This is a genomic window from Marinobacter sp. ATCH36, from assembly GCF_023555055.1.
Taxonomy (GTDB): Bacteria; Pseudomonadota; Gammaproteobacteria; order Pseudomonadales; family Oleiphilaceae; genus Marinobacter.
On record NZ_JAMJPL010000001.1, the window covers coordinates 629,132 to 652,734 of the forward strand.

Below are 23,603 nucleotides of genomic sequence, written 5' to 3' on the forward strand. Positions count from 1 at the left end.
CCTTGGGAAAAGAACTCGCTTCGCTCAGACACCTTTTCCTGGCGGAAAAAATCCCCCCACCCATAGACCGATCGGGCCGCAGTAATACCGCAATGCTTCCGCAGTGAAGCCTCGATAATGGATTGGCTGCGGTTTTTCGTCTAGTTCTGTTGTTCTCCTACCTTGTATAAACAGTAAGTGACCTGACCTGCGGTTTTTTGTCTGTGCAGGGTCCAGTTGGCCGGCGTTGTGGGTGTCGGCAGTTCGCTTTCGTGTTCCACGTAGATCCAGCTTCCCGGCTTTACCCATCCATTGTCCGCGATCATCGGGAACAGTTTTTCCAGCCAGCCCTGTCTGAAGGGTGGGTCCATGAAGAGGATGTCGGAGGCTTTGGCCGGAGGCTGGGCCAGGTAGGTTTCGATGTTCTGGCAGATGACTTCTCCGCCGTCGGATTTCAGTAGCCTCAGGTTGCTGCGCAGGGCCTGGGCGAGTTCCGGGGTATGGTCCACGAAGACCCCTGTGCTGGCGCCTCGGGACAGGGCTTCGAGGCCGAGGGCGCCGGAGCCGGCGAAGAGGTCGAGGCAGCGGCTGCCGGCGATGTGGAACGACAGCCAGTTGAACAGGGTTTCGCGGGTGCGTGCGGGTGTTGGGCGTACGCCGCCGGCTTCGGGGAAGCGGAGTTTTCGGCTGCGCCAGTCGCCGCCGATGATGCGCAGTTCGCCGCCGCTGGTCGGCCTGGGTTTCTGGTTGCGCGCCATTGTGTGAAGTGCCTCTTGTTTACGGGTTGCGCCATGTTACGAAGGTTTGTGCGGCGAGTCACCTGCGGCCCTCACTTAGGGCAAGCAGTCTGCTAGAATAACGGCTTTCTTTTGTCCCCCGAATCACAACCAATGGTATGACTATGACGGCAGAGTGGATTGCTATCGGCCTTCTGGCCCTTCTTGTCCTTGTTTTTGTTCTGGATGTGGCTGCCAATCGCCAGCGTGTTCCCCGGCCGAAGCCGGTGCCGCAGAAGAAGCCGGAACCCACTGAGGGCGTTACTCCGGAGGCAGGCGCAGAAACGAAAGAAGCACCTGCTGAACCCGCAGAAGTGCCTGCCGAGCCTGAGGTGGCGCCAGAGGAGCCCGCGCCGGAACCAAAACCCGAGCCGGAAGCTGAAGAGACACAGGTCAGTGTTTTCGAGCGCATTCGCAGTGGCCTGGGTAAAACCCGTGCCAACCTGACTGGTGGCCTTGCCGATCTGTTCTCTATTGGCAAAAAGGTGGACGAGGATCTTCTGGAGGAAATCGAAACTACGCTGCTGATGGCGGATGTGGGCGTTACTGCCACGTCGGAGATTATTGAATCGCTCACCGACAAGCTGGAGCGCAACCAGCTCAAGGATGGCGAAGCCCTGCGCAAGGCCTTGCGTGATGAGCTCCACGGTCTGCTGGCGGATGTCACCAGGCCCCTGGAAATTGATGCCGGGAAGAAGCCCTACGTCATTCTGATGGTGGGCGTGAACGGTGTGGGTAAAACCACCACCATCGGCAAGCTCACCAAACTGTTCCAGCGTGATGGCAAGTCGGTGATGCTGGCGGCGGGTGATACTTTCCGGGCGGCGGCAGTCGAGCAGCTGCAGGTGTGGGGCGAGCGCAACAGTGTGCCGGTGGTGGCTCAGCACACCGGTGCGGATAGTGCATCGGTGATTTTCGATGCCATTCAGTCGGCCCAGTCACGTGGTGTGGACGTGGTGATTGCCGACACTGCTGGCCGTCTTCAGAACAAGGACAATCTGATGAGCGAGCTGGAGAAAGTGGTTCGCGTGATGAAGAAGCTGGATGACTCGGCACCCCACGAAGTCATGCTGGTTCTGGACGCAGGTACCGGCCAGAACGCCCTGAGCCAGGCCCAGGTTTTCCAGCAGGCGGTGGGAGTCAGCGGGATCACCCTGACCAAACTGGACGGCACGGCAAAGGGTGGTATTGTGTTCGCCATTGCCCGGCAGTTGCAGTTGCCCATTCGGTATATTGGTGTCGGGGAGCAGGTGGACGACCTGCGCAGTTTCGATGCCCGCACTTTTGTCGATGCGCTGTTTGACGAGAACGCTTGATGACACCCCGGAGAAGTAACCCTTAATGATCGAGTTTCGCCAGGTCACCAAGCGCTACGACAGCGATCACACGGCGCTGCGCCAGGTTAATTTCGGCCTCGAGCGTGGCGAGCTGGCGTTCCTCACCGGCCACTCCGGTGCCGGTAAAAGTACCCTGCTGAAGCTCATCATGGTGATGGAGCGCCCCAGCGCCGGTGAGGTGATTGTGGGCGGGCAGGTGCTCAACACCCTGCCACGCCGCCAGGTGCCCTACATCCGCCGTCACATCGGGGTGGTGTTCCAGAATCACCAGTTGCTGTTTGACCGTACCGTGTTCGATAACGTGGCGATGCCCCTGGAAGTCATGGGTACGCCTGCGCGGGATATTGGTCGCCGCGTTCGGGCTGCACTGGACAAGGTCGGTTTGCTGAGCAAGGAAAAGATGAATCCTTTGCAGCTTTCCGGTGGTGAGCAACAGCGCGTGGGTATTGCTCGGGCAGTGGTGAACAAGCCGCCGGTACTGCTTGCGGATGAGCCTACGGGTAACCTGGACCCGGAACTGTCGACCGATATCATGAGGCTGTTCGCGGATTTCAGCCAGGTTGGGGTCACAGTGCTGATTGCCACTCACGATATAGCTCTGATCAATGAGCTTGGCCACCGCACACTCACGCTGGATCAGGGTCGCCTGGTGCCCGGTGCTGCCGCAGCGGGAGGCCGGCATGGCTAACGATCCCCGCAAGCAACAGAGCCGTGGTGCGAAAAGTGCCCGTTCACCCTGGCGCGAACAGGCTGAGAGTTACCTGAACCACCACCGCAAGGTCGCCCGGGACAGCGCTCAGAGGCTGTGGCAGTCCCCTGTTGCCAGTATGATGACCTGGATGGTCATGGGTGTGGCCCTGGCGTTGCCGGTAGCGCTGATGCTGTTGCTGGCCAGCCTGGAAGGTGTCAGCGCGGGCTGGGAAAGCTCCGCACGGGTGACCGCGTACCTGAACGATTCCGTCTCCATTGAAGAGGCACAGGCCCTGAAAGCCGAAGTGGCTGATGACAGCCGCGTGGCTGAAGTAGAGCTGATCGACCGGGACACGGCGTTAACTGAATTCCGTGCCTCTTCCGGCCTGGAAGATGCCCTGGACTACCTGGATGAGAACCCGTTGCCCCACACTCTGCTGGTCACGCCCAGTGAGAGCTCCCGCACCGCCGATGGCGTGGAAATGTTGCTGACAGTAATTGAAGGGCTGGAAGGCGTGGAGCGGGTTCAGGTAGATCTGGGCTGGTTACAGCGCCTGAACGCCATGACGGATCTTCTTGGCCGTGCAGTCTGGGCGTTGGCCCTGTTGCTGGCGGCTGCGGTGGTGTTGGTGATTGGTAATACCGTGCGCCTTGCGATCGAAAACCGCCGTGACGAGATTCTGGTGGCAAAGCTGGTCGGGGGCACCGATGCCTTCGTTCGCCGGCCGTTTCTATATACTGGTGCATGGTTTGGTCTTGGGGGTGGTATAGTAGCGTGGATACTGCTGCAGATATCGCTTTGGTGGCTCAGTGGGCCGGTCGAACGCCTGGCAGGGCTTTACCGCAGCGAATTTTCCCTTAATGGTCTTACCTTCGACGGCGTGCTGGCGTTGATAATTGCCGCCATGCTGTTAGGCTGGTTGGGCGCTTGGGTGGCTGTTAAACGCCACCTGGATGATATCGAGCCCGGCGAAATTGCCGGAGGGTGATCTTCGGTCTCGGGAATACCGTATTGAAAACCTGTCAGCTTTCGGAGTAGGTTGGAAGTAGATGGTAAGAAGTAATCAGGTTCCCAGTTTGTTGATTTAAAACGTTTTAGTGGGGATTCAAGGAACTTTCAGAGCACTTGGCGGTCAAAGCTTCAATTGGTATATTTGTTGGCCGTCGGTTCGGAGGATAAGACATGGGTACGAATTTACAGGTCATCGACAGACTGGTCCCGGGCGCAAATCTGGAGTCCTACATCCAGGCAGCGAGCCGCATTCCGGTGTTGTCTGTTGAGGAAGAGCGGAAGCTCTCCGAGCGGCTCCATTACGACGGTGATGTAGAGGCTGCCCGTGAGCTGGTTCTTTCACATCTGCGCTTCGTGATCCACATTGCCCGCAGTTATGCTGGTTATGGCCTGTCCCAAGCCGACCTTATTCAGGAAGGCAACGTAGGCCTGATGAAAGCGGTCAAGCGTTTTAACCCGGAATACGGTGTGCGACTGGTCTCTTTTGCGGTGCACTGGATCAAGGCCGAGATTCACGAGTTCATTCTTCGCAATTGGCGCATCGTGAAGGTCGCAACCACCAAGGCCCAGCGCAAACTGTTCTTTAATCTGCGCAGCCAGAAGAAGCGCCTGGCTTGGCTGAGCCACGATGAGGTCAATGCCGTGGCCAGTGAACTGGGTGTTGAGCCAAAGGTTGTGCGGGAAATGGAAGGCCGCCTGGCCTCCCACGATACTGCTTTCGATGGCCCTCAGGACGATGACGACGATAATGCCTATCAGGCACCGGCGTATTTTTTGGAGGACCATCGCAGCAATCCGGCGACTCAGTTGGAGCAGTCAGACTGGACCGACGATTCCAATGGCCGTCTGATGGCGGCGCTGGAACAACTGGACGAGCGCAGCCAGGATATTCTGCGGGAGCGCTGGTTGTCCGACGGTAAGTCTACGTTGCATGAATTGGCTGACCGGTATGGTGTTTCTGCTGAGCGTATCCGTCAGTTAGAGAAGAACGCCATGAAGAAAATTCGTGCCCAGATGACGACGGAAGAAGTCGCCGCGTAAGCCCGAGAGAATATCGGGTTCTGTCAGAACGCCACCACCCTTTGCGGGGTTGGTGGCGTTTTTGTTTGTATACTCTTTTAAAACAAACCTTGGCGTGGAAGCGAGTGGGCAGGCTGTTCCAAAACACGCTGTGAATACGTCCGTGTACGCTCGGCTCCGCCATCCATGGCTCCGCACGGTTTTGGAACAGCCTGCCCACTCGCTTCTTCTGGCTTTTGAAATAGGGACTCGAACAATATGACTATAAAAAGTCTTCATTTGGCCTTTCTCGGTGTCGGGCTGATGGGCACCCCCATGGTTCGTAATCTGCTGGACGCTGGTTTCTCGCTGACGCTTTGGAACCGTACTGCCAGCAAGTGCGATCCCTTCAAAGACGAGGCCACCATTGCAGATTCACCGAAAGACGCCGTTCGTGATGCCGATGTGGTGATCACCATGCTGGAGAACGGGGATGTGGTGGAGGACGTGATGGTGGGCCAGGGTGGTATTGGCGCGCTGAAGGCCGGGGCGGTGTATATTGATATGAGTTCGGTGCAGCCGTCACTGGCGCGCCGTCATGCTGAGCTGGCCCGGGAGCGGGGTGCCGGTTATGTGGATGCGCCGGTGTCTGGAGGTACGGTCGGTGCGGAGCAGGCCACGTTGAGTATTATGGCTGGCGGCTCGGAGGCGGATGTTGAGCGGGTGCGGCCGATTTTTGAGGCGTTGGGGAAATGCACGCCGATCGGGCCGGTAGGTGCGGGGCAGTTGGCGAAGCTGGCCAATCAGGCGATTGTGGGGATTACCATTGGGGCGGTTTCGGAGGCGTTGTTGCTGGCGGCGAAAGGCGGCGCGGACCCGTCGGCTGTGCGGGAGGCGCTGATGGGTGGTTTTGCCGGTAGCCGGATTCTGGAGTTGCATGGGCAGCGGATGATTGATCGGAACTTTGCTCCAGGCGCGCCGGCGCGGATTCAGCTCAAGGATCTGCGGATGATTCTGGATGAGGCCCGTTCCGAAGGACTCACGCTGCCCCTTGCTCAACAGGTGCACAATGAGTATCAGAGCCTGGTCGCGAACGGCCACAGCGATGTGGACCACAGTGGCTTGCTGCTGGAGCTGGAACATCTCAATGGCGCCCTGTTGGGTTCCTCGCCGGCCATAAAACGTAAGGGGTAAACCATGCCTGTATTCGCTGCCAATCTTTCCATGCTGTTTACCGAGTCGGATTTCATGGACCGTTTCCGGCTGGCGCGGGAGGCGGGGTTTACCGGTGTTGAGTATCTGTTTCCCTATGACTGGCCGGAACAGGACCTGAAGCGTGAGCTTGAGAAACACGGTCTGACCCAGGTGTTGTTCAATCTGCCACCCGGCGACTGGAACGCTGGTGAACGTGGTATTGCCTGCCTGCCCGACCGTGTAGAAGAATTCAGGGCGGGTGTCGATCAGGCCATTCGTTATGCTCGGGCTCTGAATTGCAAGCAGGTCAATTGTCTGGCCGGAATCCGGCCCGATACGCTGGAAGAGGCGCTTGCCTGGCAAACCCTGGTGAGCAATGTGAGCTATGCCGCCACCAAACTGGAGGCCGAGGGGATCACCCTGTGCCTGGAAGCCATCAACTCGCGGGTGGATATACCGGGGTTCTTCCTGGATAGCTCCGCCCGGGTGATGCAGCTGATCGAGGCGGTTGATGCTGATAATGTTAAATTGCAGTATGACCTTTACCACATGCAGATTATGGAGGGAGACCTGATCCGCTCAGTGGAGTGTCTGTTGCCGTGGATCGGCCACATCCAGTTTGCGGATAATCCGGGCCGCCATGAACCTGGCACCGGGGAGATTAACTTTTGGAATGTTTTCGCGGCTATTGACCGCTTGGGGTATGGTGGCTGGGTGAGTGCGGAATATCGCCCCAAAAGCGACACGGCGGCGAGTCTGGGCTGGTTTCGGGAGAGCGTTTGACCGTCGCCATTGGCGACACCCTCTTACAAGATCGTAACTGGCCGGCAACCGATGTTCTTCGTACCCTAGCTGTTAATGTAATCCGCTATTCAGGAGGATAACCGGTGAAAGCACTGGTAATTGAAGACGATCAGGACGTGGCAAACTACCTTGTTAAAGGGCTGAAAGAGTCTGATTTTGTCGTGGACCATGCGGCGGATGGCAAGGATGGCATGATGATGGCCGCCAGCGAAGAGTACGACATCATGATTGTCGACCGCATGCTGCCTGGCATGGATGGTCTGGCAATCATCAAGACGGTGCGCGCCACTGGCAATCAGGTACCTGTGTTGATTCTCAGCGCCCTGGGAGACGTGGACGACCGGGTGGAAGGCCTGCGGGGTGGCGGCGACGACTATCTCACCAAGCCCTTCTCCTTCACCGAATTACTGGCCCGTATCGAGTCCCTGGTTCGCCGTAACCGTCAGTCCACCGAAACCGAAACCGTTTTGAAGGTGGCAGACCTGGAAATGGACTTGCTGGCCAGAACGGTCAAGCGGGCAGGGCATAATATTGATGTGCAGCCCCGGGAGTTCCGCTTGCTGGAATACCTGATGCGTAATGCCGGGCAGGTGGTCACCCGTACCATGTTGCTTGAAAAGGTGTGGGACTATCATTTCGATCCCCAGACCAACGTGATCGATGTGCATATCAGCCGCCTGAGGGCAAAAATCGACAAGGAATTCGAAACCCCACTGCTGCAGACCATACGGGGTGCAGGGTACATGTTGCGTGAAACTGCTTAGCCAGCTCAGAACCTCATCGTTCCAGTTAGCCCTGCTGTATATGGTGGTGTTCGCCACCTCGGTTTTTCTGTTGTTGGCCTTTATTTACTGGCGCACAGCAGGGTTCATGACTGCCCAGACCGATGAAACCATCGAGGCTGAAATTGCCGGCCTCGCTGAGCAATACCGCGGGAGTGGTATTAATGGCCTGATTTCCATCATTCGCGAGCGTGTTGCCCGTGACCCCAACGCCAAATCCATCTACCTGCTCACCACCGACGACTTTCTCAAGCTTGCCGGCAACATCGAAACCTGGCCCAAGGGCTCACGCTCGGAAAGTGGCTGGATCAACTTCACGCTGGATAACTCCGTTGGCTGGACCGGCCCCGAACGCCTGGCCCGCGCCCGTATCTTTGAGGTGCAGGGCGGCCTGCGCTTGCTGGTCGGCCGTGATGTGGAGGAACTTACCAACCTCAAGCGGGTTATCGAAAAGGCCATCAACTGGGGTATGGGGATAACCCTGGCATTGGCATTACTGGGCGGCTATTTGATGAGCCGAAGTACCACCCGACGTATCGAAGTGATCAATAACACGTCCCGACGAATAATGAACGGGCACCTGTCCTTGCGAATACCCAACCGGGGTACCGACGACGATTTCGACCAGTTGGCGGAAAACCTGAATCAGATGCTGGATCGCATTGTGTACCTGATGGAAGGCATTCGCCACGTTTCCGACAGTATCGCCCACGACCTCAGAACCCCGCTGACCCGGCTGCGTAACCAGCTGGAGAATACCCTGATGTCGGTGGACAATGACGAAGCCCGTGAACAGGCTGGGCGTGCCGTAGCGGAAGCCGACCAGTTGCTGGCGACTTTCAATGCCCTGTTGCGAATCGCACGGCTGGAAACCCGTGGCAATAGCGCGGACATGAAACAGGTCTCCCTGGGAGAGCTGGTCAGCGACGCATGCGAACTTTATGAGGCGCTGGCGGAAGACAAGGATCAGGATTTCGAGCAGTCGCTTGAAAACGAGGTGGTGATTGAGGGGGACAGGGATCTACTGTTCCAGATGGTCAGTAATCTGATCGACAACGCCATCAAGTACACTCCTGAACAGGGCAAGATCCGTGTCAATGTTCGCAAGGAAGGAAGCGACGCGATCTTTGAAGTCGGGGATAGCGGAATCGGTATTCCAGACGACGAAAAAGACCAGGTGTTCCAGCGCTTTTATCGGGTGGGCAAAAGCCGGTCCCTGCCGGGCAATGGTCTTGGCCTGAGCCTTGTCAGCGCCGTGGCCGAGATACACCAGGGAGTCATCTCCCTTAGCGACCACCATCCCGGAGAGGACAATCCCGGGCTGATGGTGACCGTTCGCATGCCGGCGTACTCACCGAACCAGAAACGCCTGAAGGATACCCAGACGATTCCGGCGGCGGAAGCCGGAGAGCAAACTTCTCCGGGCGAGCTCAAGGGTGCCTGATCAGTTGCCGGAAACGCCCCGGAACTGGTTTACACGGCTTATCAGGGGTTTGATCAGCGGATCAGTGCGGGTTTCGATGGCGGTCAGCAGGCCATCAATCTGTGAACGGCGGCGATCGAACTTCGCCTGAATGCTGTCCCATTCACCTTCCAGGTGTTTCTGCTCCAGCATGATGTATGCGGCCAGATTGTGGCGGTTCAGTTTGCCGGTAATGCCGTACTCTTCGAGCCGGTAGCCAATGCTGTCCAGGCCGTTCAGCGCAGTGTTGATGAGTTTTTGAGTGTTCATGTCGAAGCCCCGTTTTGAAAGTGTTGATCAATAGCATACATCATTGGGAAATACCTTTATTGGGTCTGAACATTAGCGCGCTTCCCTAGAGTGAACAACCTAAATACTGCCCTGAAAAAAACGTAATTGTGCGGCCACTGCTGTGTAACCTCGACTATGGAAAATGGAAGCTGTAGTTATGGAAGCCGGTGGAAACGCCACTTGCTTCTCCCTCCAGCACAGCGCTAGCCTTACCCCGTTTTTACGGGGTTTTTTTATTTCTACACGATGAATTTTCTATGGCCAGAACCCGCTACATAACAGCGGAGGGCGAAAAGGCCCTGCGTGAAGAGCTCCGCTACCTGTGGAAGGAAAAGCGACCGGAGGTTACCCAGTCTGTGCGTGAAGCAGCTGCACAGGGCGACCGTTCGGAGAATGCCGAGAACCTTAAAGAACCTCTGATTGAATACTAAATTATCTAACAACATGATTATAAAGAAAAGATAAATAGTACTAATACTTCTTCCGTATACTATTATTCTGGGCGTAGGATTTTAGGCCTCCTCCGAAAATTTCACATTTTCCAAAAAAAGTGCCATTACCCTCTTCGCCGACAACATATTCCAATCGAAAGGCCCATTAAGATAAATCTGTGTAAAGAGTATCTCGAAGGGAGAGGTTTGAATGGTTTTAGGAAGAGGCGACGTTCGCTTCAGCATAAAGCCTTTATTTTCTATATATTGGATATAATTTTCTACAAAGGTTGTGAAAAAATGCCTTTCAACATAAAAGGGTCTTTCCTCCTTGTGCATATGAACAATCGTACTTTCCACCTTGGCTCTAAAAGTATAATAAATATTTTTAGGTGTGTAATTATCTGCGAGATGATTTAGGAGCGCACGAAGTGAGTTCGAGTGTTGGATGGGGAACTTATATTCCTTGGTTAATTCTACTATCATCTCATAGAGTTTCCCAATCTGGATTCCTTTTATTATTTCCTGTATTTCCTGTGCTTGAATTTTATCTATTTTAGAGATCCGCACATTTTGGTAGAGATGCGATATGATATTTGAGATTTCCATATCCGCATCTGATATTGGCGAGTTCAAATAAACACCCGGTAATATACAATTAGTTTTCTGACGAAGATCTTCATCTCTACTATCGTAAGAATTCCGTCCAAAATTTTTATCAATAATTTTGTTTGCAGCATCAACTTTTTCGGGAATATCTTGAATATTTAATAATGCTTTTTTATTGATAAGAGAAAATAAAATTTTTTTATCGATAGTTTGAACTCCCGTTATAGATATTGTTTCCAATGATTCTCCTAAGAATCTGCTATTTTTAGTGTTTTTGCGAGAAATTGACAGCAAAGCAATAGACTCTTCTATTGTGAGATTGTCTAGGTAACTAGCAGCGCAGAAATTTTCAATTTTGTATAATTTTAATATTTCGTTTGCATCATCAATAATTCGCCGTTGCCTGATTTTTTTGCAATCAGAACAGATTGCTAAACCTTTTCCTCTAGTTCTACGCATATAGTCATTTCTATTTTTTGCGGGAATTCTTTGATTGCAATTTTGGCAAATTAACCGGTGATGAGTTGAAAGTAATTTTGAGTTGTTTACCAAAAACATCAAAGATCGATCAGGACTGAAATTGTGATAATCAAGGATTTGTCTTTTTGTATAAAAAAATCCGGTTGTTGATTTATCTGATGTTAACCAATAATCATTAATAGCTGAAATTTCTGTTTCGATTGCATCTTCTGGGTAACAAATCATTTTTGTCCTTAATTATGGCATCTTAATTGGAAAATTATACAGTCCATAAAAAACAATTAAAAGCCGTACGCTATAAGCATACATTGAAGATTAATATCGATAAATAAATGTTTAAATTCATTTATATACCTTAGATTTATTCAGATTGATAATAAACTGCTATTCAGTAAAATATATATTTTGTCATTTAAATAAATTTCAACTTAGAGGCCCTCGTGTTTTCTAATCCTTGATCCTTGATATTGATATGCGGAAACACAAGGCGTCGGATATAATCACATGTGCAATGATACGAGGGGTGTTTGAAAAGTTAAATCAATTGATAGAAATAACGGGTATATTAGTTCTGGAGAAATAGATTGATAACGGAAATATCGTAATTGTATGTTTCTATAAGGATCTGACTTTGCATTTTCACAGGTGACCACTCATTATCGACAGAAAAGGGTCGTTTGTTGGACGTCATAGCCTGCCCCTCAAAAACCCCGATTTTGCCTTGTTTAATGATCAACAATTCCGTACAACAATCTATGACCAGAAAGGGTACCTTTTATGATCATAGGTTATGCACGTGTCAGCACTCAGGATCAAAACGCAGAGCTCCAGGTGGATGCTCTAGAAAAAGCAGGGTGCGAACAGGTTTTCCAGGAAAAATTTACCGGCAAGCTACGAGAACGACCTGAGTTGTCGCAGTGCCTCCGTACGCTGCGGAAGGACGATGTTCTGGTTGTCTGGAAACTGGATCGACTTGCCCGCTCGCTGAAAGACCTGGTTGAGATTGTCCAGGATCTTCATGATCGGGAAATCGGCTTCAAGTCACTGACGGAATCCATCGACACCACCAGTTCTGGAGGCCGCTTGGTGTTCCATATCTTTGGTGCCCTGGCAGAGTTTGAGCATGACCTTATCAGGGAGCGAACAAAGGCCGGGCTTCAGGCAGCCCGGGCCCGTGGTCGGAAAGGCGGCCGGAAGCGAGCCATGTCAGACGCCGATGTAACGAAAGCGGCAGCCATGCTGTTAGACCCGAACCTCACAAAAAAAGAAGTGGCCGAACACTTCGGAGTGGTCAGAACTACTTTGAACGCTTCGCTTAACCGCCTGAAAAAAGGGTAACATCCCCAAAAATAATGCTGTACCGAGGAGTAGTTAGCTTGGAGCCTATTGCAGACCCTTCCGCTGTAACCGATTTCCTCACACGCTGGAAAGGAAGTTCGGGCAGTGAACGCTCAAATTTCCAGTCATTCATGCGCGATCTATGTACGCTCCTAGACTTGCCGCACCCAGTCCCCGGCGAGGGCGATACTAGCCAGAACGCCTATGTGTTTGAGCGATTCATCGCATCTGCACGTGTCGATGGTAATACCGACAACCGATACATCGACCTGTATCGTCGGGATTGCTTTGTTCTGGAAGGGAAGCAGACAGGTAAAGCGCTGGCGTCGAAAAGCCAACAGAATGCGATAAATGCGGCCGTAGCTCAAGCTGAGCGCTATATTCGTGGATTGCCCCAAGAAGAAGTAGAGCATGGTCGGCCACCTTTCATCGTTATCGTAGATGTTGGTAACGCCATCTACATATACTCAGAGTTCACACGAACGGGTGGTAATTACGTTCCTTTCCCTGACCCTCGACATTATGAAATAAGGCTCGATGACCTTCATAAGAAGGAGGTCCAGCATCGGCTACGTAAACTCTGGTTAGAGCCTGGTCAGCTCGATCCAAGTAAGCATGCCGCCGAAGTTACACGCCAAGTCAGTACTAAGCTGGCAGAGCTTGCGAGGTCGCTAGAACAAAGCGGGCATGACGTTGAACGGGTCGCCAGTTTTCTGAAGCGCTGCCTGTTCACCATGTTCGCCGAGGATGTGGAGCTGCTACCCAAAGAGTCATTCCAGAAGTTGCTGATAGATATCAAAGAACAGAATCCCGACGCATTTCCCCAGGCCCTCAAAGGCCTCTGGGAAACCATGAATTCCGGGGGGTATAGCGAGCGTTTGATGCAAACCATCAAACGGTTCAATGGCGGTCTGTTCAAAAACATCGATCCGATCCCGTTAAACGCTCAACAGATTCAACTACTCATCGATGCCTCTAAAGCTGACTGGCGATTCGTTGAACCTGCCATTTTCGGCACACTGCTGGAGCGTGCCCTCGATCCTCGGGAGCGGCACAAGCTTGGCGCCCATTACACGCCCAGGGCCTACGTTGAACGTCTAGTGATGCCAACCCTGATCGACCCGCTTCGTGAACAATGGGGCGATATTCGAGGGGCCGCAGAAACTCTGTTGCGTCAGGGTAAAACGACGAAAGCTCTCCAGGAAGTCCAGGCGTTCCATTACCAGCTTTGCCAAACAAGAGTGCTGGATCCCGCTTGTGGCAGTGCTAATTTCCTTTATGTCGCACTGGAACACATGAAACGCCTGGAGGGGGAGGTTCTAGGTTTCATGTCAGAGCTGACCCAGGGCCAGGGCGTTCTAGAAAGTGAGGGGCTGACTGTCGATCCTCACCAATTTCTTGGCCTGGAAATCAACCCGCGGGCGGCCCAGATTGCCGAGATGGTGCTTTGGATCGGTTACCTTCAGTGGCACTACCGGCTGAGTGATCGTCTGGATCTTCCCGAGCCCATACTTCGGGACTTCAAAAACATTGAGTGCCGGGATGCCCTGATTGAATACGACAGTCGGGAACCGGAACTGGATGATCATGGGGAACCGGTGACCATCTGGGATGGAATCACGATGAAGGTAAGCCCGACAACGGGTGAGCTGATCCCCGATGAAGCCGGTCAGGCCACTGTGTATCGGTATCACAATCCGCGGAGGGCAGAATGGCCGGAAGCGGAGTATATCGTCGGCAACCCACCGTTTATCGGAAACAAGAGGCTACGAATTTCACTTGGCGATGGTTATGTCGATGCCTTAAGAGAAGTTTACAAAGGGGCTGTCCCGGAGTCAGCAGACTTTGTCATGTACTGGTGGCACATCGCTGCAGAGAAAGTTCGCCACAGTGAGGCCCAAAAATTCGGTTTCATTACGACTAATAGCCTACGACAAACGTTCAATCGGCGCGTATTGGAGCCCCAACTAAATGATGCTAAGAAACCGCTGTCGCTCGCCTTTGCGGTTCCTGATCACCCTTGGGTGGACGGAAATGATGGTGCAGCAGTTCGCATTGCCATGACGGTAGGCGTGAAAGGAGATTCGTTGGGTGAGCTCTGCCGAGTTATTTCAGAATCTGGAGAAGATGATGGCAGCCACTCTGTGGTGCTAAACAGACAATCAGGGAAACTATTTTCCAACCTTGGGATTGGAGCAAACGTAGCTGGGGCAGAAGGTTTAAAATCAAACAGCCTTATCAGCAACCGAGGTATGATCCCCCATGGCGAGGGCTTTCTCGTGCTCCCTGAGCAGGGGAATAAACTGGACGATGGTGCTTTGATGCGTCCCTATAGGAATGGAAGGGATCTGGCTAATAAACCTCGCGGGATTTACGTTCTCGACACTTTTGATTTGACTGAAACTGAACTACGGTATCAATATCCCGAAACTTGGCAGTGGTTATTTGATCGTGTTAAGCCTAAGCGGGATCAGAACGCCCGCAAATCAAGGCGAGAGAACTGGTGGTTATTCGCAGAAAACCAACCGCGACTTAGGAAATCAATTGAAAAAATCAGAAGGTACGTCGCTACCGTTCAAACCTCTAAACACCGATTCTTTACTTTCTTGTCTGCCGAAATAGTCCCGGACGATAAGCTGATTGCTATTGCAGCGGATGAGGGACAATGTCTTGGGGTGATGTCGAGCAGGGTTCATTTACTGTGGGCCATAGCATCTGGAGCTACACTGGAAGACCGTCCAGTTTATAACAAGAATAGCTGTTTTGAGGCATTTCCTTTCCCAGTACTTACAGACGCGCAGGCTGCTCGCATAAATGACTTGGCAGAGAGGATCGACGCCCACCGTAAACGCCAGCAATCCAAGCATGAGTCATTGGCAATAACGGGAATGTATAACGTGCTGGAAAAACTCCGATCCGGCGAAGAGCTCACTGATAAAGAAAAGACCATCCATCAGCAGGGTTTAATCTCTATCCTTCGTGAGCTCCACGATGACCTGGACTTGGCCGTTTTCGAAGCCTACGGCTGGTCAGACTTGGCCGACAAACTGGTAGGTCGCCCGGGCGCGACAACCCCGCTTCCTGACAAACCGGCCGAGCAGGCGGAAGCAGAAGAAGAACTGTTGATGCGGCTGGTCGCGCTTAACAAGCAGCGTGCCGAGGAAGAATCACGCGGCATCGTTCGCTGGTTACGTCCCGAGTATCAGGCACCGGATGCAGTGCAGACGGAAGTGGGCATCGCGCCGAAAGCCGCTGCTGCGAAACCGGAAGCCGTCACCAGCAAAGGCAAAGCCACGCTCCCGAAAGCCATTCCCGATCAGCTCCGGGTGCTCCGGGAGGCACTGGCCGAACGATCTCACACTACGGAAAGCCTGGCTGAGAAGTTCAAGCGGAAACCTATGAAATCGGTTGAGGAAGGCCTGCAATCGCTGGCTGCTGTCGGTATTGCAGAGTACGAGTCAGAAACTGGGACCTGGCATACATTATGACTCTTTGGCGGGTTTCAATTCGGCTTCAAACAGTTAAGGGGGTCAGGTGGAGCTCAGCGCATTCATCGTGAGTCTCGTCGCAGTTATCATTGCGACGACCTCAACATTGATTAGTTACCTGCTGTTTCGTGACGCAAAGGACCCTCACGTTGTGGTCTATGCTGATCCCGACTTGAAGCGACCATCGCTCATCAATCTAATTATTGAAAACACTGGTCGCAGTGCGGCATGGAATGTTTCTTTTCAATCAACCAAGCCGGTGCCTCAAGAAGCTTTTGGCATTGAGAAAGCCCGCAAACCAAACTCGATGAACCGCGGACCTCTCGTTAATGGGATCCCTTGCTTTGGGCCCGGATCGAAACGTGTCATTACTTGGGGTCAGTTTGATGGCATCCGACAAGGCATTGATGGTGACTACCTCGATATAACCGCCACCTACCAAAGCCAGCCCTCACTGGCTTTCTGGAAGCGTGCCCACCAAACTGTGTCCAGGATTGATATTCAGTCCTTTGAAAACTTCGACATTAGTGACAGAAACTGGGACAAGCAGATAGCGGAACACTTAAAAGTGATGACATCTGAAATAAAAAAACTCCGATCGCCCTCAAATAATGCTCTGCGTGTGGTAAATGTTGAACGGTCGGACAACGATCCCGGTAATAAAGCTTGATCCTCTTGCTATCAGTCCCAGAAAGAATCACGCCGTTACAAAAAAATTAACGCGGATGGTTGATAAAAGGAGCCGCGAGACCTTTAATACTGTCACCGGGTGGCAGCCCGGTGACGAAGTACACCTATGCTAAGTGCTTCAATTTGGGGTAGAACGGTAATGCTCTCGCACTTTTTTGCGTTGTCCGTTCTTCCCTTTCCTCACGTGCTCTGGTACGTGAACCTTCTTGTTACCGCTTTTCGTCGTAGCCATATCTGCTCCTTAAGCAGCGAGTTTATGTTGACGTCGGTTTAGCCAATCCCACGCATCTTGTGTTAGCCATCCCTGGTACTCACTCGATATCCGCATAACCAGATGCCTGTCATTATCATCATGTGCCTCACGCACTTTCTGCGAGATCTGCGAGTAATCCAAACCGCTATCAACTAGCCAGAATGACTCCATTGGCTTGATCGAATCTCCGCAACTTTCAATAGCCTCTTTTACTCGCTGGTATTTCTGACCTGGCGAATTTAGGTCATACGATATTGCATAAATAGGCATTGGAATTCCTCCGTAGTGCCATTGGTGTGAAAAATGCAGAAAACCACATATAGTGGCACAGCAACGTCAATATACCCCATATATCGATACATTTGTATTGATGCTGGCTATACATACAGCTATTTTAAGCAAAGAAAATTAATGGAAGAACAGCGATGGGCAAGCACAGCGGTGAAGGAATCATCACTGCGCATAAGAACCCAATTATGGTAAACGATCGGCGTTAATCGAGGGGCTCGTCCCGGTTCACTCTAACGTCCTGCCGCAGTGACTATGTGTCGACGATCGGGGTAAGCATTCCATTTCCGCCGCCAGTTGGTTCGGGAAATTTAAATACTGCCTCGGATTAGTTGACCATTGACACCCCGGTACAAGAGTCGGCGGTAAGCCACAAAGCTTTACTAATGAGCAAGGTCGGATGGAAGACAATGCCTGAAGATTTGATACTGTTTTTAATGTATCAATAAGTAATCTTATGACCGTTGCAGCAGACTTCACTGGTCAACGGAACGCAGCTCGTTCGGCCAGTCCAAAAATCCAACAGCTGGATTGACCGACTATAATCACCTCAGATTCGCTCACTGGCCCCGCTGTATCTACCTTCCTAACAGAAACTAATCTCTGTAGCGTGATCGAATCCTGTGTAAATAGGGGAATCAGGAATGGTTCAGAATTAATGCAGAGATTACAACATTTAACATACAACAAATTCTATTCTCATCCACTTTGACGATACACTTAAAACAGGAGTCAAAATTGACTGAAATCAACTTTTCGATGGAAATTTTAAGTGGGAACCATGTCCGGATTAGCCAGGCTGAATGATGTCTCTGTAGGAAAGAGATTAACCGCAGGTTTCGTTGTTGTTGTGGCTTTCTCAATTGTTCTGATTATGTTGGCTCTCAAAACAATGGGCGATTATCGGCAGCGCTCCGTGATCGTGGGCGAGGCCGCCTCTGCAGAGTCGTATCTACTTAATGCTCGGACTGAAGAGAAGAATTTCGTCATCCGCGGGGATCTCGGTTACCTCAGAGCCGCCGGAGAACTTGCGGATAAAGCCGCAGACCAGCTGCAGGCGCTCAAAGACGTGCTGGTAGTGGCAGAAGACGATGCCAGGGTGGATGGTGTGGTTAAGGGCGTCGAAAAGTACAAGTCTCTATTGTCCCGGCTGCAAGCGCGTGTTGAGAGCGACAATAATGATATCACGGCACTTGAGCAGCAGATCGTTGAGGTGGCCCGCCGAAACGTTGCTACGGCGGTGGAACTTCAGGACGTGCAGCTAAAGCGCATGAAAGAGCAATACGACACAGCGGTTACCTCCTTTACGACGATTGGTGTGTTGGCCGTTCTATCGGCGGGCCTGATTGCTTGGTTTATGGTGCGCTCGATCACTCAACCGATTCGTGAAACGGTCGAGATCGCAAACAAAGTAGCGTCCAACGACCTGACGGTGCGCATAGACAGCAACCGTAGCGACGAATTTGGCCAGCTGCTTTCCGCATTCAGCACGATGGTTACCAATCTTCGGGAGCTTATAAAGCAGATTGACGAAGGGGCGAGCAATATTGCTTCCTCTTCCGAGGAGCTGTCGACCGTTACGGAGCAGACCAGCCGTGATGTTGCCGCGCAAAGTGATGGCACCGACCAGGTAGCTACCGCCATGAACGAGATGGTCGCAACCGTGAACGAAGTTGCGAAAAGTGCTGAAGCTGCGTTTGAATCCGCACGTCGAGCAGATGAAAAAGCGCAGGAGGGCGAGACATCGGTCGAGGAGACGCTCTCTCACGTTGGCGCACTGAATACCATGACGTCAGAAGTCATGGAGCAACTTCGGGAATTACAAGGTGACACGCAAAGTATCGTTACGGTCCTTGAGGTTATCAAAGCAGTCGCAGACCAGACCAATCTGCTGGCTCTGAATGCCGCAATCGAAGCCGCGCGAGCCGGGGAACATGGAAGAGGTTTCTCCGTGGTCGCTGATGAAGTTCGCTCACTTGCGCAGAGAACCCAGCAGTCAGCGACGGAGATCGAGACGCTGATCAGTAATCTTGTTTCCAGCGCAGAATCCTCGGTAGACAAGATGGCCAAGGGGTCTGCAATGGCCGAAGACACGCTTTCGAAGGCCCAGCAGGCAGGCAACACCATTCGTGATATGACGGAAGCGGTTGAGGAGATACGCCAGTTTAACAGCCAGATTGCAACAGCTGCTGAGCAGCAAACGTCTACGGCTGAAGATATTAACCGGAACATTACGCGAATCAGGGATATAGCGGAGCAGTCATCTACGTCGACCGAGCAAGTGTCTGCATCCAGCGATGAACTGGCGAGACTCGCCGAGGGTCTGAGCTCGCAGGTCAGTCGCTTCAGGATCTAACGTAACGAAATGCCGGGTGGGTACTCCGTCCGGCCAATGTAAGAGAAGTAAAAAGAACAAAACCGAATGGTAGAACACACCTCGAACCTAAAACGTATTTCTGTTGACATTGCGCGTAAGGTGGTCTTAGCGAATCACTCTATCTCTCCGAGGGCGCTTCAGTATGAGCGACATTGATTATTTGCTGCTCGAAGCGCAGCAGAACATCCACGAACTGATTGCCGAGCAAAAGCCGCTGGAACAAATACTGGAAGCCATTGCCGACTGGGCCAGTCACATGATGCCAGGGTCGCTGGTTTCAATCATGCGATTCAATCCGCAGACCGACACTCTGAGCCTGATGCCAGGCCGCCGGTTTTCGGATCGATTTGTCGAGTCTATGCAGAACTTTCCTATCGGCGACGGCCAGGGAACTTGCGGCACCGCAGCTTTCACCAGGCAATGGGTGATCACTGAGAATATCCAGAAAGATTCGCGCTGGGACGGGCTCCATGACCTCGCTGAGGCCGAGAGTCTGCGTGCCTGCTGGTCCATGCCTATTCTGACCTCCAAGGGAGAGCTGCTGGGCACTTTCGCTACCTACTACCGTGCGCCGGCCAACCCCACCGCCGAGGCTCAACGGAGCCTGGCCCGCAGCACCGCATTGGTGGCACTGGCCATTCTCAGGAACCGGGATGCCGAGAACCTTCTGAGTCTCGCTGAGTGGTATCAAGCTTTGCTCACCAACCATCCCGATGGCGTGTACACCTTTGATCTGGAGGGTCACTTCCAGAGCTGCAATAGGGCTCTGGAAGACATCACGGGCTTCTCGGCAGATCAGATGCTCGGGCGACACTTCGATTTCCTCATCGAACCCGATGACCGCGCACAAACCCAGGCTGCGTTTAACCGGGCCCGAAGCGGTGAAGCCATTGCCCACGAAATGATGGGCACCCATGCAACCGGGCGACTCTACTATCTACAAACTGTCGCCTTCCCGGTCATGATCCGTGGCGAGGTTGTGGGTGTCTACGGTATTTGTCGGGACATTACCCGCCAGAAAGATCAGGAAGCCCAGATTATCTATCAGCGGAACCATGATCTGCTTACCGGCCTGCTCAACCAGGCCGCCTTTCAGGAAGTGCTGTGTCATTCACTAACTGCCGATGGAGGAGCGGGAACCCTGGCCACCATGCATCTGAACCTGGACGGGTTCAGGGCCATTAATGAGGGCCCGGGGCATCCTACAGGCGACGAGGTACTCAAGGTCGTTGCGAGCCGCCTGAAAAATCTGGCCGGGCCTGATGTAACCCTGGCTCGGCTGGGTAGCGATGAATTCAGACTGCTGGTGCCCGGGTTTACGGATCGGGACGAGGTCATTCAACTGGCTGAGCGACTATTGGCCGGGTTGGCAGAACCGATTGAAGTGGACGATCACAAAGTCCAAATCAGCGCCAGCATCGGCATTGCCTGTAACGGCACGCAGCTGAACGCGCCTTACCAGCTGCAGCAATTTGCGGATCTTGCGCTGGACCGCGCCAAGCGCCAGGGCCGGAACACCTGGCAGTGGTACAGCGGCCCAAAAGTCGAGCGAAGCCGCCACAGCGTCGCTTTACGGCAGGACTTGCACACGGCGCTGGAGGAAGATCAGTTTGAAATCCATTACCAGCCCCTGGTGGATGCCGTTACCGGGCGCATGCGCAGCGTTGAAGCACTGGTTCGCTGGCATCATCCCAGCCGGGGAATGGTCTCGCCCGGCGAATTCATTCCACTGGCGGAGCAAACCGGACAAATTGTGCCTCTGGGTCTCTGGATCCTCCGGCAGGCCTGCACAGACATCGTCGACTTCAATGCCCAGCGGGAACGCGGGCTGCGGGTTGCCGTCAACATTTCATCGCTGCAGTTCATTCGCGACAGCTTCCTCGACGATGTCCGCCAGGTACTCAAAGAAACTGGACTTCCGCCCCAACTGCTGGAATTCGAAGTCACCGAAAGCGTGTTACTAGACGGGGCCGAGGCTGTCATCGAGCTGATGCAAACCCTGAAAACCATGGGCATACGGGTGGCGCTGGATGACTTCGGGACCGGCTTTTCCAGCCTGAGCTATCTGCGGGACCTGCCCACGCACAAGGTCAAGCTCGATCGTAGCTTTGTTCAGGAAGTTGCAACGGATCACCGGATGGCTGCCATCGTTCAGGGCGTGATTACCATGGCCCACCACATGGACATGATGGTGGTTGCGGAAGGAATAGAAACCCGGGCGCAGCAGGAAGATCTGGCCCACCGCCATTGCGATATTCTGCAAGGGTATCTGTTCGCTCGCCCCATGCCTCTGGCCGAATTGAAAAAGCTGCCTGAACTCTTGCCGGTGGATCACCCTGAATGAGAACACTGAGAACACGCCTGGTTGTGGCCACATTGGTGCCTGTGTTTCTGGTGACCGCCACACTGGCGCCGATTTTCTGGTCGAATATCCAAAACCGTACAGAGTATAGCCGCGTCGCGGCAGAGGCGCTGCTGGAGGCTGAATACGATGTACTGCTTCAGGACATGAACGAGAGCCTGAATCATTCCCTGGCCATTGCGGAGTTTCCCTCTGTGGTTGGGTATCTGAGCGATGCGCAGACAACACGGTCTCCCTATCAGGAAACCCAGTTTCAGCAGACCCGCAAGCAATTGGGCGATATGCTCAACACGTTGTTGACCCATTTTGGCCGCTATACCCGCCTGGCCCTGATTGACGCTGACGGCTACGAACGTTTCTCCACACAGGGTTCAAGGTCCCCAGCGGCGGATCCGATCCATGCAGAGGCACTGTATTTCCGCGAAGCTATGACACTGAAGACACGCAGCCTCTATGTCACATCTCCCCATCTCGGGCCCGGTGCGGCCGGCCCTGAAACCACCACGCTGGTGATGGATATCACCACACCGGTATTCGGGCGAGAGGGCGAACGCCTGGGCGTGCTGCTGGTCACGTTGGACTGGCACTCTATGGCCACCAGCTTGCCGCATGCCGCCGGTACGAATCCCCATGCTCAGGCATTACTTGTGGATGCCCAGGGCAATTCGCTGTTACCCACCGAAAGTGCTGCCATGCCCTTTGGCAGTTCCCTGTCCACACAGTGGTCGGATGCCTGGCAGGCCATGGCTTCCTCCAACCGGGGCGAGGCACTTTTTAGTGGCGACCTGCTTCTGTTCCGGACCTATGACATCCGCAAACACCATTATCGCAGTCAGGCAGAGCAAGTGCTGGGATTTCCGGGCACTCAGCCGTGGCGCATCGGAATCACCGTGCCGAGGCCGGGCCTCACCTACCTGCTGACTGAAAGCCCCTGGACAGCTGTGTTGGTGGTACTTGTTTATGTATTGGCAATCGCTTTCGGTATTGTCTGGGTGTTGAGCAATCATCACCAACAACGGCTAAGGGCACGCGCGCAGCAACTGTCTCTCGAAGCGAAAGACACTGCCAGGGAACTCACCGACCTCTACCAACAGGCGCCCTGCGGATACCATTCCCTGAATGAGCACGGGGTGATAACCAGGATCAACAATACCGAGCTGCGATGGCTCGGCTACAGCGCTGATGAGATCATTGGAAAGCAACTGTACCGGGAACTGGTAACCCCGGAAACCCGGGAAGCCTTTGATGCAGCGTTCCGTCAGGTACTGGGAGAGGACCACGAAGGCTCGGCGGAATGCGAACTGATGTGCCGTGATGGCAGTACCTTCCCGGTCGCGATCGAAGCCACGGCCTACAAAACCTCGGATGGTTTCCAGTACAGCCGGGCCATGGTGTTCGATATGACCGAACGACAGAAGCTGGAGGAACTGCTGATCAGCCAGGCCATGACCGATCCGCTAACCGGGCTTGGTAACCGTCGTTATCTGGAAAACCAGGCGGATATGGAAATGGCCCGCGCCCGGAGAAGCGGCGAACCGGCATGCCTGATCGGCATTGATCTGGACCGCTTTAAAAATATCAATGATCGCTACGGTCACGACGTCGGCGACCTGGTCCTCCAGGCTTTCGCTCAAACGGCACAGGCCGAGCTTCGGGAAGGGGATATCCTTTGCCGGATGGGCGGCGAGGAGTTTACCGTTCTGCTTCCCAACACCAACATTGAGCAGGCCACCCTGATTGCCGAACGGCTGCGCAAAACTATTGAAACAACCCCGGTTGACGTCGGAACTGATGTTATCGACGGCGGACAGCTGGCCTACACGGCCTCTATTGGCGTGACGAACATCTACATGGTAGAGAACTCACTGAAACCGGCCATTAAGCGTGCCGACCAGGGGCTTTATAAGGCCAAAGAAGGAGGGCGAAACCGTATTGTTATGGAGTGATGGGTCTGGCAGGCT

17 protein-coding genes and 1 pseudogene are annotated in these 23,603 nt (G+C 53.3%); 15 read left to right on the forward strand and 3 right to left on the reverse strand.

The annotated features are described in order from the left end of the window. Positions 1–140 precede the first annotated feature (140 nt). Positions 141–737 carry a 16S rRNA (guanine(966)-N(2))-methyltransferase RsmD gene (gene rsmD / locus M8010_RS02800; RefSeq protein ID WP_250088075.1) on the reverse strand — a complete coding sequence of 199 codons (597 nt, stop codon included), beginning with the start codon at positions 735–737 and terminating at the stop codon, positions 141–143. A gap of 143 nt (positions 738–880) precedes the next feature. Here rsmD and ftsY point away from each other — a divergent pair, with 143 nt between their 5' ends. From ftsY to M8010_RS02840, 8 genes are all read left to right on the forward strand, one after another. Beyond that, positions 881–2,071, forward strand: coding sequence for a signal recognition particle-docking protein FtsY (ftsY, locus tag M8010_RS02805; protein ID WP_250088077.1), 1,191 nt, complete (start codon positions 881–883; stop codon positions 2,069–2,071). Between the two features lie 25 nt (positions 2,072–2,096). Continuing rightward, a complete protein-coding gene (ftsE, locus tag M8010_RS02810; RefSeq protein ID WP_250088079.1) occupies positions 2,097–2,780 on the forward strand; it encodes a cell division ATP-binding protein FtsE in 684 nt (227 codons plus the stop codon). Then, positions 2,773–3,771 carry a permease-like cell division protein FtsX gene (gene ftsX / locus M8010_RS02815; RefSeq protein ID WP_250088081.1) on the forward strand — a complete coding sequence of 333 codons (999 nt, stop codon included), beginning with the start codon at positions 2,773–2,775 and terminating at the stop codon, positions 3,769–3,771. The genes ftsE and ftsX overlap by 8 nt, the downstream gene beginning before the upstream one ends. Before the next feature lie 194 nt (positions 3,772–3,965). Beyond that, positions 3,966–4,835: an RNA polymerase sigma factor RpoH gene (gene rpoH / locus M8010_RS02820; protein WP_250088083.1), complete on the forward strand. Its 870-nt coding sequence runs from the start codon at positions 3,966–3,968 to the stop codon at positions 4,833–4,835. A gap of 237 nt (positions 4,836–5,072) precedes the next feature. Beyond that, positions 5,073–5,987, forward strand: a complete 915-nt coding sequence (locus M8010_RS02825) for an NAD(P)-dependent oxidoreductase (protein ID WP_250088092.1) — start codon at positions 5,073–5,075, stop codon at positions 5,985–5,987. Between the two features lie 3 nt (positions 5,988–5,990). Further along, positions 5,991–6,770 carry a hydroxypyruvate isomerase gene (hyi, locus tag M8010_RS02830; protein ID WP_250088100.1) on the forward strand — a complete coding sequence of 260 codons (780 nt, stop codon included), beginning with the start codon at positions 5,991–5,993 and terminating at the stop codon, positions 6,768–6,770. Between the two features lie 104 nt (positions 6,771–6,874). Continuing rightward, positions 6,875–7,555: a winged helix-turn-helix domain-containing protein gene (locus tag M8010_RS02835; RefSeq protein WP_250088102.1), complete on the forward strand. Its 681-nt coding sequence runs from the start codon at positions 6,875–6,877 to the stop codon at positions 7,553–7,555. Then, positions 7,542–9,017, forward strand: coding sequence for a HAMP domain-containing sensor histidine kinase (locus M8010_RS02840; protein ID WP_250088112.1), 1,476 nt, complete (start codon positions 7,542–7,544; stop codon positions 9,015–9,017). Before M8010_RS02835 ends, M8010_RS02840 begins: the two co-directional genes overlap by 14 nt. On the opposite strand, the gene M8010_RS02845 is transcribed toward M8010_RS02840, so the two are convergent. Continuing rightward, positions 9,018–9,305 carry a hypothetical protein gene (locus tag M8010_RS02845; RefSeq protein WP_250088119.1) on the reverse strand — a complete coding sequence of 96 codons (288 nt, stop codon included), beginning with the start codon at positions 9,303–9,305 and terminating at the stop codon, positions 9,018–9,020. A 278-nt stretch (positions 9,306–9,583) separates the two neighbouring features. Here M8010_RS02845 and M8010_RS02850 point away from each other — a divergent pair. Next, positions 9,584–9,727 (forward strand): annotated as a pseudogene (locus M8010_RS02850) (transcription elongation factor GreB); the annotation flags it as partial. A 111-nt stretch (positions 9,728–9,838) separates the two neighbouring features. Here the strand turns inward: M8010_RS02850 and M8010_RS02855 are convergent. Further along, complete coding sequence (locus M8010_RS02855; protein WP_250088121.1) at positions 9,839–11,071, reverse strand: hypothetical protein; 1,233 nt, start codon at positions 11,069–11,071, stop codon at positions 9,839–9,841. 552 nt (positions 11,072–11,623) lie between these two features. Between M8010_RS02855 and M8010_RS02860 the strand changes: the two genes are divergently transcribed. From M8010_RS02860 to M8010_RS02885, 6 genes are all read left to right on the forward strand, one after another. Continuing rightward, the gene (locus tag M8010_RS02860; RefSeq protein WP_250088123.1) at positions 11,624–12,184 is read left to right on the forward strand and encodes a recombinase family protein; all 561 of its coding nucleotides are present in this window, start codon (positions 11,624–11,626) and stop codon (positions 12,182–12,184) included. A 38-nt stretch (positions 12,185–12,222) separates the two neighbouring features. After that, entirely contained in the window at positions 12,223–15,672 is a 3,450-nt protein-coding gene (locus M8010_RS02865; RefSeq protein WP_250088126.1) for a class I SAM-dependent DNA methyltransferase, read from the forward strand. A gap of 46 nt (positions 15,673–15,718) precedes the next feature. Continuing rightward, on the forward strand, positions 15,719–16,342 hold the full coding sequence (locus M8010_RS02870) for a DUF8453 domain-containing protein (protein ID WP_250088129.1): 624 nt from the start codon (positions 15,719–15,721) through the stop codon (positions 16,340–16,342). Positions 16,343–17,684: 1,342 nt separating this feature from the next. Next, complete coding sequence (locus M8010_RS02875) at positions 17,685–19,259, forward strand: methyl-accepting chemotaxis protein (protein WP_250088131.1); 1,575 nt, start codon at positions 17,685–17,687, stop codon at positions 19,257–19,259. 163 nt (positions 19,260–19,422) lie between these two features. Then, complete coding sequence (locus M8010_RS02880) at positions 19,423–21,624, forward strand: bifunctional diguanylate cyclase/phosphodiesterase (protein WP_250088133.1); 2,202 nt, start codon at positions 19,423–19,425, stop codon at positions 21,622–21,624. Further along, on the forward strand, positions 21,621–23,588 hold the full coding sequence (locus M8010_RS02885) for a diguanylate cyclase (RefSeq protein ID WP_250088135.1): 1,968 nt from the start codon (positions 21,621–21,623) through the stop codon (positions 23,586–23,588). Before M8010_RS02880 ends, M8010_RS02885 begins: the two co-directional genes overlap by 4 nt. Positions 23,589–23,603: the final 15 nt, after the last annotated feature.

Bases quoted from the DNA above. Each gene is read 5' to 3' on its own strand.
- M8010_RS02825 (WP_250088092.1), top strand. From the start codon at position 5,073: ATGACTATAAAAAGTCTTCATTTGGCCTTTCTCGGTGTCGGGCTGATG.
- M8010_RS02855 (WP_250088121.1), bottom strand. From the start codon at position 11,071: ATGATTTGTTACCCAGAAGATGCAATCGAAACAGAAATTTCAGCTATT.
- rsmD (WP_250088075.1), bottom strand. From the start codon at position 737: ATGGCGCGCAACCAGAAACCCAGGCCGACCAGCGGCGGCGAACTGCGC.
- ftsE (WP_250088079.1), top strand. From the start codon at position 2,097: ATGATCGAGTTTCGCCAGGTCACCAAGCGCTACGACAGCGATCACACG.
- M8010_RS02845 (WP_250088119.1), bottom strand. From the start codon at position 9,305: ATGAACACTCAAAAACTCATCAACACTGCGCTGAACGGCCTGGACAGC.
- M8010_RS02875 (WP_250088131.1), top strand. From the start codon at position 17,685: ATGTCCGGATTAGCCAGGCTGAATGATGTCTCTGTAGGAAAGAGATTA.
- rpoH (WP_250088083.1), top strand. From the start codon at position 3,966: ATGGGTACGAATTTACAGGTCATCGACAGACTGGTCCCGGGCGCAAAT.
- M8010_RS02885 (WP_250088135.1), top strand. From the start codon at position 21,621: ATGAGAACACTGAGAACACGCCTGGTTGTGGCCACATTGGTGCCTGTG.
- M8010_RS02880 (WP_250088133.1), top strand. From the start codon at position 19,423: ATGAGCGACATTGATTATTTGCTGCTCGAAGCGCAGCAGAACATCCAC.
- ftsY (WP_250088077.1), top strand. From the start codon at position 881: ATGACGGCAGAGTGGATTGCTATCGGCCTTCTGGCCCTTCTTGTCCTT.
- M8010_RS02860 (WP_250088123.1), top strand. From the start codon at position 11,624: ATGATCATAGGTTATGCACGTGTCAGCACTCAGGATCAAAACGCAGAG.
- hyi (WP_250088100.1), top strand. From the start codon at position 5,991: ATGCCTGTATTCGCTGCCAATCTTTCCATGCTGTTTACCGAGTCGGAT.
- ftsX (WP_250088081.1), top strand. From the start codon at position 2,773: ATGGCTAACGATCCCCGCAAGCAACAGAGCCGTGGTGCGAAAAGTGCC.